This window comes from Halomonas sp. EF61 (assembly GCF_040147045.1).
GTDB classification, from domain to species: domain Bacteria; phylum Pseudomonadota; class Gammaproteobacteria; order Pseudomonadales; family Halomonadaceae; genus Halomonas; species Halomonas litopenaei.
In genome coordinates, this window is record NZ_JAMSHM010000002.1 from 51889 (window position 1) to 64068 (window position 12180).

General features: G+C 66.4%; 14 protein-coding genes. 3 read left to right on the top strand and 11 right to left on the bottom strand.

Annotated elements, in window-relative coordinates; all coding sequences use genetic code 11:
• Window positions 1-176 precede the first annotated feature (176 nt).
• Together NFI08_RS09260 and NFI08_RS09265 are read left to right on the top strand one after the other, a co-directional pair.
• Window positions 177-422 (top strand): AbrB/MazE/SpoVT family DNA-binding domain-containing protein, encoded by a 246-nt coding sequence (locus NFI08_RS09260; RefSeq protein WP_213228654.1) that lies wholly within the window; start codon window positions 177-179, stop codon window positions 420-422.
• Between the two features lie 115 nt (window positions 423-537).
• Window positions 538-786: a type II toxin-antitoxin system Phd/YefM family antitoxin gene (locus NFI08_RS09265; RefSeq protein WP_349588891.1), complete on the top strand. Its 249-nt coding sequence runs from the start codon at window positions 538-540 to the stop codon at window positions 784-786.
• An 18-nt stretch (window positions 787-804) separates the two neighbouring features.
• Here the strand turns inward: NFI08_RS09265 and NFI08_RS09270 are convergent, their stop codons facing one another.
• The 11 genes from NFI08_RS09270 to NFI08_RS09320 all read right to left on the bottom strand — a co-directional run bounded on the left by NFI08_RS09270 (window position 805) and on the right by NFI08_RS09320 (window position 9832).
• A complete protein-coding gene (locus tag NFI08_RS09270; RefSeq protein WP_349588894.1) occupies window positions 805-1458 on the bottom strand; it encodes an SCO family protein in 654 nt (217 codons plus the stop codon).
• A 137-nt stretch (window positions 1459-1595) separates the two neighbouring features.
• On the bottom strand, window positions 1596-2033 hold the full coding sequence (locus NFI08_RS09275) for a copper chaperone PCu(A)C (protein WP_349588897.1): 438 nt from the start codon (window positions 2031-2033) through the stop codon (window positions 1596-1598).
• Between the two features lie 100 nt (window positions 2034-2133).
• Window positions 2134-2469 carry a hypothetical protein gene (locus tag NFI08_RS09280; RefSeq protein WP_349588900.1) on the bottom strand — a complete coding sequence of 112 codons (336 nt, stop codon included), beginning with the start codon at window positions 2467-2469 and terminating at the stop codon, window positions 2134-2136.
• A gap of 51 nt (window positions 2470-2520) precedes the next feature.
• Window positions 2521-3735, bottom strand: coding sequence for a tetratricopeptide repeat protein (locus NFI08_RS09285; RefSeq protein ID WP_222569346.1), 1215 nt, complete (start codon window positions 3733-3735; stop codon window positions 2521-2523).
• 45 nt (window positions 3736-3780) lie between these two features.
• Complete coding sequence (locus NFI08_RS09290) at window positions 3781-4608, bottom strand: energy transducer TonB (protein WP_349588904.1); 828 nt, start codon at window positions 4606-4608, stop codon at window positions 3781-3783.
• Window positions 4605-5015 (bottom strand): ExbD/TolR family protein, encoded by a 411-nt coding sequence (locus NFI08_RS09295; RefSeq protein ID WP_108132694.1) that lies wholly within the window; start codon window positions 5013-5015, stop codon window positions 4605-4607. The genes NFI08_RS09290 and NFI08_RS09295 overlap by 4 nt, the downstream gene beginning before the upstream one ends.
• On the bottom strand, window positions 5008-5547 hold the full coding sequence (locus NFI08_RS09300) for a MotA/TolQ/ExbB proton channel family protein (RefSeq protein WP_222569344.1): 540 nt from the start codon (window positions 5545-5547) through the stop codon (window positions 5008-5010). The genes NFI08_RS09295 and NFI08_RS09300 overlap by 8 nt, the downstream gene beginning before the upstream one ends.
• Entirely contained in the window at window positions 5525-6991 is a 1467-nt protein-coding gene (locus NFI08_RS09305; protein ID WP_349588909.1) for a MotA/TolQ/ExbB proton channel family protein, read from the bottom strand. The genes NFI08_RS09300 and NFI08_RS09305 overlap by 23 nt, the downstream gene beginning before the upstream one ends.
• Entirely contained in the window at window positions 6991-7851 is an 861-nt protein-coding gene (locus tag NFI08_RS09310; protein WP_349588912.1) for a DUF3450 domain-containing protein, read from the bottom strand. The genes NFI08_RS09305 and NFI08_RS09310 overlap by 1 nt, the downstream gene beginning before the upstream one ends.
• Window positions 7852-8156: 305 nt before the next feature.
• Entirely contained in the window at window positions 8157-9083 is a 927-nt protein-coding gene (locus NFI08_RS09315; RefSeq protein WP_045993417.1) for an electron transfer flavoprotein subunit alpha/FixB family protein, read from the bottom strand.
• The gene (locus tag NFI08_RS09320; protein ID WP_213228662.1) at window positions 9080-9832 is read right to left on the bottom strand and encodes an electron transfer flavoprotein subunit beta/FixA family protein; all 753 of its coding nucleotides are present in this window, start codon (window positions 9830-9832) and stop codon (window positions 9080-9082) included. The genes NFI08_RS09315 and NFI08_RS09320 overlap by 4 nt, the downstream gene beginning before the upstream one ends.
• A gap of 379 nt (window positions 9833-10211) precedes the next feature.
• Between NFI08_RS09320 and NFI08_RS09325 the strand changes: the two genes are divergently transcribed.
• On the top strand, window positions 10212-11879 hold the full coding sequence (locus tag NFI08_RS09325; RefSeq protein ID WP_213228664.1) for an electron transfer flavoprotein-ubiquinone oxidoreductase: 1668 nt from the start codon (window positions 10212-10214) through the stop codon (window positions 11877-11879).
• The last annotated feature ends 301 nt before the right edge of the window (window positions 11880-12180 follow it).

Below are 12180 nucleotides of genomic sequence, written 5' to 3' on the forward strand. Positions count from 1 at the left end.
GCCAGCTCTCGAACCGACCGATCCCTTCGCCACCGTTCACTTCTGTCGAAACCGCCGTTCACACTAGCGGTCCGCCAGGTGCCCCTTGGCTTGCGCCATAAAGCAAGGTATCTGCTTTGCAGTGGCCTGCAAGGAGACTACCGTTGCCCAGGTAGCGCACATGCAGGAGGTGCAACATGCGTACCGTGAAAATCATCCAGAACGGCAAGAAGCAGAACAGCAAGAAGCAGACCATCGAGCTTCCCGCCGACATGGCCTATGAAGGTCTTGGGGAGCTGGCGATCACCAAGGAAGGAGACGTGATCACGCTGCGCCCCGTTCGGCCATCCTGGCGCTCCCTGCGTGACCTGCCGAGGGCCGACGAGGATTTCCTGCAAGAAAGGCCCAGCGTTATCGTCGATGAAGACAGGTTTCATCTGTAACGGGCCTGGAACCGATCGAGAACCGCTTGAGAACCGATCGAGAGCCGCCCGAGAGATGGTCGAGAACCCATCGCAACGCCGAGCTTGCTCACGACAAGGCCACAGGGGGGACCCGATGAAGAAAACCGTATCGAAGTCCCACTTCAAGACGCACGCGATGCACATCCTTCGCCAGGTGGAAACCACCGGCGACTCGGTCATCGTCACCGACGAGCGCGGACACCCTAGCGTCGAGATACGTCGCTACCACCCCGACGATGCCGCCGTTCTTGCCGACCTCGAGCAATTGCTGGGCAGCGTCCTGCGTTACGATGCGCCCTTCGACCCGGCGGTGGATGCCGACGACTGGGAAGCGATGCGCTGATCCGCTGTCGACGCTCGCCTACCCCTTCTCCACCAGCCTTCGGATGTCTGCGGCGATGGAGTCCACCGGGTCGGTGTCACGCATCAACAGACGGGCGTCGCCGCCAGAATCGAAGGCGAAGATGGCGCTGGAATGATCGACGTCGTAGCTGCCGTCGGCCTCGGGTTCGCCTAGACGATAGCTGACGCGGTAGCGGTTGGTGACAGCGTCGAGTGCCGCCTTGTCGCCGGTCAGGCCGATAAACCGCGGCCCGAAGGCTTCGGTATAGGCGTCGAGCACCTCGGGGCTGTCGCGCTCGGGATCCACCGAGACGAACAGCACCCGGACGGCGTCGCGGGTGGGCTCGTCGAGTTCCCGAATCGCCGCTGACAGCCGCGCCAGCGCGGTGGGACAGACGTCCGGGCAGTGGGTGAAGCCGAAGTAGACCAGGGTCGTCTTGCCGGCGTAGTCACCCTCATCGACAGGCTGGCCGTTCTCGTCGATCAGTTCGAAGTCCAGCGCCGGCATGGCGTCGGAGATGTCGGTGCCACGCCAGTTGACGTCCTCGCAGCCAGCAAGGGCAAAAATCGCAGCCGTCAGCAGCAGTACCGCACCAGCCTTGGCGACTGCCTGGCTCGCACCAGCTCCCCTTCTCTGCACCCTGCCATTGCCGCCGGTCCTGCCCTGTCGCATTGCCAACCTCGTAGCTTTCATTTCATGGGCCGTTGTCTCGGCTCTACTTTGCAGCCCCTGCTCTGCCGACACCGTTCTCTCGACATCACTTTGCCGACCTAACTGTCCCAGCAGTCTCAGCTGTATCAAGAGCGTCGTTACAGCGCTGCCGGCGAGACCACCTCGAAGGTCGTCTCGACGCGCTCATCCCCTTCGAGGATCAGGCGGACCTCGACGTCATCGCCAATGTTCAGCGACTGTTGCGGCTTCATGAACATCAGGTGATAACCTTGGGGGGCGAACTCGCGGGTCTCGCCGGGGGACACTTCGAAGCGCTCGACGCCGTGCATCATGGCCATGCCGTCTTTCTCCATGCTCATGTGCAGCTCCACCGAGGCGTAGGCGTCGGTCTCTGCTCCGACCACCGCTGCCGGCTCGTCGCCCGCATTGTAGAGCTTGAAGTAACCGGCACCGGGGCGGTCGCCGGGCAGCATGCGCAGCCTGGCGTCGCTGATCTCTAGCTCGGCAGCAAGTACCGGGGTAGCCGCGAGCAGCGACAGCAGTCCGGCAACCAGGGTGCCCTTGAACATGCGCATGAAAACGTCTCCTTGAGAAAGTGCCGGCACGAGCCTGTGTCGACGAAGGTGGGTCAGTCGTCAAACGCCGACCAACACCGGTCACCGTCGATGGAGACCGTCAGCACAGCGCCGACAGGCCACAGTGGGTATTGAAACGACGGGAGTTGACGTCCAGCTCCACCTCGCCGCTCTGAGTATTAAGATAGAAGGAGGCAAAGCCTTCGTCCGATGCCAGCCGATAGGAGCCGCACACGCCATAGCCGTAGCGCACCTCCTGCAAGTTGGCGAGCTCGATCGGTGCCGAGGTCTGAAGGGACGCCGCCAGGGCGGCGCGCGCGTCATCGTCCAGACGGCTGTCGGACATCGCCTGGGAGCCAAAGATGGCCGCCGCGAGCAGCACCACGGCCACCGCGGGAACGATGACCAGCAATATGAGGCTTCTGGAATTCTTCATGGGGCGAATTCTACGCTGAGGGTCATTTTTGCCACAAGGCAGCGAGCCGCCTCAGCCAGCGCCCTCATCGGAGGGTCGAGGTGAATCCGTGGCGCCGGAGCCAGGTTCAGCGGCCGCGCCCTGCCCCGTCTGCGAGCCCGCGGACAGCGCGCCCAGCCAGGTTTTCGCCTCGTCTTCGCCCTTGGCGAGTGCGCGGTTCAATGCCTCGCGCGCGGTCTGTTCGCGGCCCCAGCCTGCGGCAATCTGTCCCAACCGGAGCCAGTCCGAGCCAGCGTCGGAACGCTCGGCAAGGGTCTGCCAGGCGTCCAGCGCCTGGTCATGGTCGCGAGCCTGAAACCAGGCCTCGGCCAGCAACCGGCGACGTTGCTCACTATCCTCGAGGACGCCTTCCGCCAGCGCCCGTTCGAGCAGCTCGGCGGCGCGTGCGGGGGTACCGGCGGCCAGGTGAAGCTCGATGCGACGTTCAAGGTCATCGTTGCCGGACAGGGCGCCCTGACGCCAGCCGGCTTCCCACAGCGCCGCGGCCCGGACCGGATCACCCAGGCGCTGGGCCATGGCCGCGGCCCGGCGCCAGGCATCGGCATCAGCAGGATCGGTGGCAAGCCGCGCCTCCAGGGCCGCCAGGGCCTGATCGAGACGACCGCTCTTGTGCATCACGCCACCGGCGAAATCGAGCCGCGCCTGACTCGGCTGCGGGTCCGCCGCCTTGGCCCGTTCGACCCCGTCGGCGGCGGCCTCCCAGTCCTCGTCGGCGGCCGCCAGCTCGGCCAGGGTCCACAGCGCCTCGACATCCTCGTGGCGCGATAGCCAGTCTTCCAACAGCGTTCTCGCCTGCTGACGTTGCTGCGCCTGGATGCGCTGTTCAATCTCCTGGCGCAGCCAGCGATCTCGCTGGGCCTGCTCGACCCCATCGATCCGGCGGGCGCTGGCCAGGTGATCGGCGGCCTCCTCGGGCCGGTTCTGGGCCGACGCCGCCCCGGCGGCAAGCTGCAGGTAGAGCGACCTGGCCCAGCGGTCCGAGGCGTTGCCTCCGGTGAGCCGCTCGGCCTGGCTCTCGGCCTTGGCCTCGACCCCTGCCGGGTCGTCGGCCAGGCGCTGCTCGAGGCCTTTCAGGTCGGCGATGATGCCACCGGACAGGGTCGGCGCGGCGCTTGCCGCAGGACTTGCCAGTGCGCCGGCCAGACCCGCCATCAGGCCCAGCGCCAGGGCGGCACCAGTGCCTTGCAGGTAGCGCCCCAGCGGGGTGGTCTTCAACAGTACTGCCATGGCGATCGACCCCTTGTGTGGCTATCTCGATGTCTATCTCGACATCTATCTCAACTGGAACTCGAGTCGTTGACGCGCCCGCCGAAGCCCTGACGCCGCCTCGAAGCGCCAGCCGGCGATGGCCTGACGCGCAGCGTCCTCGAATACCCGGCGGGGGCTGGCCTCGAGTACCTGAATGCTGCCGCGATCGACGCTGCCGTCGGCGCGGATGATAAATTGCATCACCACATAGCCCTCGAGCCCACGACGCTGGGCCCGGCGGGGGTACTCCGGCGGCACCTTGCGCGTGGCCCGGGCCGAGGTGCCCACGTCCACCGGCTCGTTGGAGGCAGGCGCGGCGGCGCCGGCCCCTGCCGCGCTGGCGCTGCCCGTGTTGCTGGTCGCATTGGTGGCCACGCTGGGCGCTGGCGCTGGCGATGGCTGTGGTGCGGGCTCGGGCTGCGGTGCGGGCTCAGGCTGCGGCGTCGGCTCCGGCCGGGGTTTCGGTTCGGGCCTGGGCTCAGGTTCGGGCTCAGGCTCAGGTTCTGGCGGCGTCTCGGTCAACTCCGGCAAGGCGCTGTCCAGCGCCTTGGGCTCGCGTGGCGGCGGTACCACCTCGGGGTCCGGCAACTGGATCTCGCTGACAGCGGTCTGGGCCGGGCTCGGCGGCGGCGGCGCGGCGGCCACCGGTGGTGGAGGTGGCGGCGCCGATGCCGAAGCAGCGGAGGCCTCCGCCGGGGCCTCGGCCTGGGGCGCCACCGCCTCGGCCAGGCTCAGGGTGATTTCCTCGCGCAGCTCAGGCTCGGCCTCCGGTGGCACCACCAGCAGCGCCAGCAGGGCGAACAGTACCAGGGTCAGCAGGCTACCCGCCGCCAGAGAGACCACTCGCCTCATGCGTCGGAGCTCCTTTCGGCGGCGACGGCAACCTTGTCGACACCGGCGTCGCGCAGCCGGTCCATGGTCTCGATCAGCACCCCGGTAGCGGCGTTGCGATCGGCCTGGATCACCACCGAACCATCCTCGGAGAGCATGCCGGCGACGGTGGTGCCGACGCGATGGATGTCCACCGGCTCACCGTCCACCCACAAGGCGCCTTCCGGCGTGATCGCCACCAGCACCTGGACGTCGGGACGGGAAGAGGCGGCGCTGGACTCGGGGCGCTCGATCTCCACCCCGCTCTCCTTGATGAAGCTGGTGGTCACGATGAAGAAGATCAGCATGATGAAGACCACGTCCAGCATCGGGGTCAGGTTGACCTCGCTGGCCTCTTCGGCGCCGGCGGACAGTCGACGTCTACGCATGTGCATCCTCCGCGGCGCGGGCAAGGCGGTCGTGCAGCCGCTGATCCTCGCGCCGAATGATATGTTCAAGCCGTGTAATGAACAGAAGCCCCACCACCGACACCGCCATCCCGGTCAGGGTCGGCAAGGTGGCCCGGGCAACGCCGTCGGCCATGGCGCGGGCCTGGTTGCTGTCGGCCATGGACAGGCTGTCGAATACCGTGATCATGCCGGTCACGGTGCCGAGCAGTCCGAGCAGCGGGCAGATCACGACCAAAAGCTTCAACCAGGGCAAGGGGCCACGCAGGCGCCTGATCAGCTCCGTTACCCAGACCTCGCGCAGGGTGCGGGCACTCCAGCTCTGGTGATCGGGCCGCCCGACCCAGCGGCGCATCAGTTCGGCCCGGGCCGGGCGATAGTGGAAGCGAAAGAACCACCAGCGCTCGAGCCCCACCGAGAACAGCAGCATGGCCACCACGGCGATCACCACCAGCACCGGCCCGCCGGCGTCGATCAGCCGGACGAGGGGATCAAGCCAGGGGTGCATCGGCATGGCGCCTGCTTCCTTGCTTTGCGTCGGTGGCCGGTTGCAGCGCCTTGCGATCGGCTTCCAGACGGTCGGCCAGCACCGCGCTGGCGCGGCCTTCCATGGTGCCGATCAGGGCGCGCGAGCGTGACGACATGGCGGTATGGGCGAACAGCAGCGGTACCGCGGTGATCAAGCCCAGCACCGTGGTCACCAGCGCCTGACTGATACCGCCGGCCATCAACTGGGGGTCGCCGGTGCCGAACACCGTGATCGACTGGAAGGTCACGATCATGCCGGTCACCGTGCCTAAAAGGCCCAGCAGCGGCGCCACCGCAGCGAGCATCTTGACCAGTGCCTGGCCGCGCTCGAGACGCGGCTGCTCGGCCAGCATCGACTCGTCCAGACGTGCCTCCAGGGCTTCGGGAGCATGGCCGGCACCAAAGGCGTGGAAGCGCTGAAGCACCCGGCCCAGGGGGTTGTCATTGGACAGCTCATCCATGTTGGCGAGCTGGCGACGGGTGGTCATGCTGACCCGCAGCAGGTACAGATACTGGCCAAGGGCGATCAAAAGACCCAGGGCGCCCAGGGCGACCACCACATAGCCGACCGCACCGCCCTGATGGAAGCGCTCGAGCAGCGTGGGCTGGCGCGACAGCGCCTCGATCACCCGTCCGTCGACGGGATCCACCGGCAGCAGCTGGCCATCACCTGACTGATAAGCGTCGAGCACAGCGCCAACGCGCTCAGGGGTGTGCTCGAGGGCGGAGAGCCGCCCTTCTTCGCCGACCCGCTCGAGCAACTGGCCACCGCCAAAGGCCATCAGGTCACCCACACGGGTCACCTGACGTGGCGCGACCTCACCGCTGCCTGCGGCCACCGGCGCCTCGAATCGGCGCACCAGTCCGGTCTCGGCGGTCAGCCCCATCAGGCTGTCGGCCAGGGTCTCGATCTGGGCGACGGTCAGGATGGCGTCGTCGTCCAGCCGCGGTGGCAATTCGACGTCGGCGCCCAGGGTCAGCAGGCTCTGGCCGAGATCGTCTCTCAGTTCACCACTGGTGCCGGCCACCGCGCTGAACACCGCGTTGAGGTCGCCGCCCTCGGCGTCGCGCTGGGCACCGATCTCGTCCAGCGCCTGACGCGCCTCGGCCATCTCGGCCTCCAGCCGCTCGCGTTCTTCCCGGGCGGCGTCACGACGGGCCTCGGCCTCCTCGAGCGCGGCGGACAGCGCGTCACTGTCCTCCACCAGCTCGGCCAACCTCGCCTGATCACGTGCCTCGGCGGCCTCTCGCTCCAGCTTGAAGCTCGACAGTACGCTGTCGCTATCGCTGTGCTGCTGGGCCATGGCGGCAGGCGCAGCGGCGGCCAGCAGCGCGGTCACGGCGGCACCCAGCACCAGCCTGCGGGCGATGCCCTTGCCCATCGGGTTGTGCCGGTTCAGCGACACCGGGAAATCCGTCAAAGACACCATCAGGAACGCTCCTCGATCGGTTGGGTCAGCGGCAGCGTCAGCAGTTCCGGTGCACGCTGGTCACGCACGATCTGCAGGCCCTTCTCCACCTGGTCGCGCTCGGCAGCGGACAGCGACTGCCAATCTCCGTCGTTCCATACGCCACCGTTCTGGCCATCCGGGGTCAGGTAGTACCAGCCCACGCGTCCCAGTCGCAGGAAGTCGACCTCGCGGGTCTGATCGCCCTCTTCCAGGGTGCCGCGCCAGGCATCGAGATCGCGCCCATAGTCGAGCTCGGCACGCCAGGCCGCCAGCACCCGCTCGAGCTTCTCGGCTGCGGTCAGCTCGGGGTTGGCCAGGGAGGCCTCGAGCGACGCCACCCGGGCCTTGCGCTCGCCATGGAGGAATGGCACGTCCTGATCGACCCAGGCGTCGAGGCGGCGGGTCATGTCGTTCAACAGGCCCGGCAGGGCGTCGCGGGTCTCGGCCATGGTCGCCATGCCCTGACTGCGCTGCTCGAGGGTCGCCTTGAGCTGCTCAAGCTGGGGGGCCAGCGCCTGGTTGTAGGACTGAAGCCGCTGGGCCTCCTGCTCGGCCTGGCGCAGCGCCTCGATACGCTGACGCACCTCGTCGTCGGCCTGATCGATCCGCGCCTGCAGCTCGGCCTGGGTCGTCTGGGCCGCCAGGGCCTCGTCGCCGAGATTGTCCGCCGTGTTCTGTGCCTGGGCTACCCCGCTGTGCCCCAGCGCCAGCGCCAGCGCCAGCGCACAGGAGACGCCCAGCAGGCTGTTCCTTGCCGCTGCGCCAGCCGTCACCACATCGCTGGGGCTAGCCTGTGATGGCCCGGCGACGGGCCGCCCGTTGATCTGCTTGTTCGCCATTCCAAGGCCTCCGACCTGCTCTCGCGCCGCCTTGGGGCGCCGCGTCAAATGCCACGACAGTACCCGAAACACGAATTGTTATCAATGCGAGCAAGGTGCCTCTACCCCGAGTTCATCGCTGTCAACACCTCTCGGGCAAGGGCATCGACGCCCCTGTCCGACAGCGGATCGGCACGCCTGGCGAGGGGTTGGCGGCCATGCACATCGATGCCAGACACCCACCAATAAAAACGCCGTGGCGTTGGCCGCCACGGCGTTTGTCAGCGTTGCCGGCCTAGCCGGCACACCGTTTCTACATCTTGCACTCAGAGCTTGCTGTCGAGCTCCGGAATGGCCTCGAACAGATCGGCCACCAGGCCATAGTCGGCGACCTGGAAGATCGGCGCCTCCTCGTCCTTGTTGATGGCGACGATGACCTTGGAGTCCTTCATCCCGGCCAGGTGCTGGATGGCACCGGAGATGCCCACGGCGATGTACAGGTCCGGCGCCACGATCTTGCCGGTCTGGCCGACCTGCATGTCGTTGGGCACGAAGCCGGCATCCACCGCCGCACGGGACGCACCGATGGCGGCGCCCAGCTTGTCGGCGATGTTGTCGAGGATCTTGAAGTTCTCGCCGCTGCCCATGCCGCGACCACCGGAGATGACCACGCGGGCAGCCCCCAGCTCGGGACGATCGCTCTTGGCCAGCTCTTCACCGACGAAGCTCGACAGGCTGTTGTCGATGCTCGCCTCGACCGGTTCGATGGCAGCGGAGCCACCCTGGCCGACGGCGTCGAAGGCGGTGGAACGCACGGTGATGACCTTGAGCGCGTCCTCGCTCTGGACGGTGGCGATGGCGTTGCCGGCGTAGATCGGACGCTTGAAGGTGTCGGCGCTCTCCACCGCGATGATCTCGGAGATCTGGGCCACATCCTTCAGTGCCGCCAGGCGCGGCAGCACGTTCTTGCCGGTGGTGGAGGCGGCCGCCAGCACATGGCTGTAGTCGTCGGCCAGGGCCACCAGCAGGTCGGCGGTGGGCTCGGCCAGCAGGTGAGCGAAGGTCTCGCTGTCGGCGACACGCACCTTGCTGACACCATCCAGCTTGGCGGCGGCCTCGGCCACGGCGGCTACGTCCTGACCGGCGACCAGCACGTCGATATCACCACCGATAGCCTGGGCGGCGGCCACCACGTGGGCGGTGGCGTCGGCCAGCTGGCCGTCGTGGTGTTCTGCCAGAACCAGAATGCTCATGAAATCACCTTCGCTTCATTCTTCAGTTTGTCCACCAGCTCGTCCACCGAGCCCACCTTGACGCCACCCTGGCGCTCGGCCGGCGGCTCGACCTTGACCAGCTTGAGACGGCTGGCTACCTCGACGCCCAGATCGGCCGGGGTCATCACGTCCATCGGCTTCTTCTTGGCCTTCATGATGTCCGGCAGCTTGGCGTAGCGCGGCTCGTTCAGGCGCAGGTCGGTAGTGACCACCGCCGGCAGCTTCAGCGACACCGTCTGCAGTCCGCCATCGATCTCGCGGATGACCTTGAGGGTCTCGCCTTCGACTTTCACCTCGGAGGCGAAGGTGCCCTGGGCCATGCCGGTCAGCGCGGCCAGCATCTGACCGGTCTGGTTGTTGTCGGAGTCGATCGCCTGCTTGCCGAGGATGACCAGCTGCGGCGCTTCCTTCTCGACCACCTTGGCCAGTGCCTTGGCCGCGCCCAGCGATTCAACGCGCTCGTCGCTCTCGACGTGGATGGCGCGATCGGCCCCCAGCGCCAGGGCCGTGCGCAGCTGTTCCTGCGCCGCCTTCGGCCCCACGGTCACCGCCACCACCTCGGTCGCCACGCCCTTCTCCTTCAAGCGCACCGCCTCTTCCACGGCGATTTCGCAGAAGGGATTCATGGCCATCTTGACGTTGGTCAAGTCAACGTCGCTGCCATCCGGCTTGACCCGGATCTTGACGTTGTAGTCGATGACGCGTTTGACCGCGACGAGTACTTTCATGTTGTCCTCGCTTGGTTCATCTGGGGAACCTTGAATGTAAGGAAGGAACCATCAACACGTTGGCGGTGACGGGCACCGCATCGATTTACGCATCGCGTGTCCCGAGAGGACACCACGATTGAGAACTTTTCGCTATGCCCTTATGCGTTTCATGCAAGCGTTTGATAGGGGCTCGGTGCGTACCTTCAATGTGCCACAGGCCGGGCCTTGGCAACAATCCCCGCATGCCGAGTCGACCATTGGGGAGGGTCGACCATCGTAAGGATGACCCGACGACGCTATTATGCCTATCATGGGACACACCGTGAAGCAAACGACCGTTTAAAATCTGTACGACGTTGGTGGCACCCCAACGTCACGCCGAGGAGGAAAGCACCCGATGGCAGAACAAGTAGAACGCGACACCATGGAGTTCGACGTGGTCATCGTCGGCGCCGGTCCGTCTGGACTGGCCGCCGCCTGCCGACTGATGCAGCAGGCCAACGAGGCCGAGCAGGAGCTGACCGTCTGCGTGGTCGAGAAGGGCTCCGAGGTGGGCGCCCATATTCTGTCCGGAGCGGTGCTCGAGCCCCGCGCGCTATTCGAGCTGTTCCCCGACTGGGAGGAGCGTGGCGCCCCGCTGACCACCCCGGCGGTGCGTGACGAGCTGTACCTGCTCAAGGACGCCGAGAAGGCCCAGAAGCTGCCCAACGCGCTGGTGCCCAAGAGCATGCACAACACCGGTGGCGACATCACCCGCTATGTGATCAGCGCCGGCAACCTGTGCCGCTGGCTGGCCGAACAGGCAGAGTCCCTGGGCGTCGAGATCTTCCCGGGCTTCGCCGCCCAGGACGCCATCGTCGAGGACGGCGTGGTACGCGGCATCCTGACCGGCGACATGGGCGTGGCCGCCGACGGCAGCGAGAAAGGCGGCTACGCACCGGGCATGGAGCTTCGTGCGAAATACACCCTGTTCGCCGAGGGCGCCCGTGGCCACATCGGCAAGCGCCTGATCCGCGAATTCCGCCTGGACGAGGGCAAGGATCCCCAGCACTACGGCATCGGTCTCAAGGAATTGTGGGACGTACCGGCGGAGCAGCACGAGCCAGGGCTGGTGCTGCACGGCTCCGGCTGGCCGCTGGACAAGAACACCCATGGCGGCTGGTTTCTCTACCACGCCGAGAACCAGCAGGTGGTGGTCGGCCTGATCATGGACCTGGCCTACCAGAACCCCTACCTGTCGCCGTTCGACGAGTTCCAGCGGATGAAGCACCATCCGGTGCTCAAGCGCTACCTGGAAGGCGGCAAGCGGGTGGCCTACGGGGCCCGTGCCATCGCCAAGGGCGGCCTCAACTGCCTGCCGAAGATGACCTTCCCCGGCGGGCTGCTGATCGGCTGTGACGCCGGCACCCTCAACTTCGCCAAGATCAAGGGCATCCACACCGCCATGAAGTCCGGTCTGGTGGCGGCAGAAAGCGTGTTCGAGTCGCTCAAGGACGGCAACGAGGGCGGCGACGAACTCAAGGCGTTCGAGGCCAGGTGGCAGGACAGCTGGGCCTACAAGGAGCTCGAGCAGACCGCCAGCTTCGGTCCCGCGATCCACAAGTACGGCACCGTGGGCGGTGGCGCCTACAACTTCCTCGATCAGTTGCTCGGCGGCAAGCTGCCCAGGGTCCACGACACCACTGCGGACCATGCGGCGCTCAAGCCCGCCAGCGAGTTCGAGAAGATCGACTACCCCAAGCCCGACGGCAAGCTGTCCTTCGACAAGCCCTCCTCGGTGTTCCTGTCCAACACCAATCACGAGGAAGACCAGCCCTGCCACCTCAAGCTCGAGGATTCGGAAATTCCGATCCACAAGAACCTGCCGGAGTACGCCGAGCCCGCTCAGCGCTACTGCCCCGCCGGGGTCTACGAAGTGGTCGAGGGTGACGATGGCCAGCCGCGTTTCCAGATCAACTTCCAGAACTGCGTCCACTGCAAGACCTGCGACATCAAGGACCCCGCCCAGAACATCACCTGGGTCGCCCCGGAAGGCGGCGGTGGTCCCAACTATCCCAATATGTGATCGCGGGCGGGCCGCGTCGCTGCCGAACGCGCCCCAACCATGACCCAGGGCGTTGACACGCCCGTTAGCCAACACCCTCAGCGGACGGGCCCAGCCCCGTCCGTTTTTTATTGCAGGGCATACACTTAACGTCATAACAAATCGGTCTATTGGGCTTCTTGCCAAGACATCGCCGAGCCCTAATAGTGTGCCCCCTTATCGATCGCCCCCCTGCCGAACACCCGCCTTGTCATCGGCCTATCCGGCGGAACTCCAGGCCAGGGACAGCGACAGGGCAGCCGTGATCGAGGCCGCTACAGGG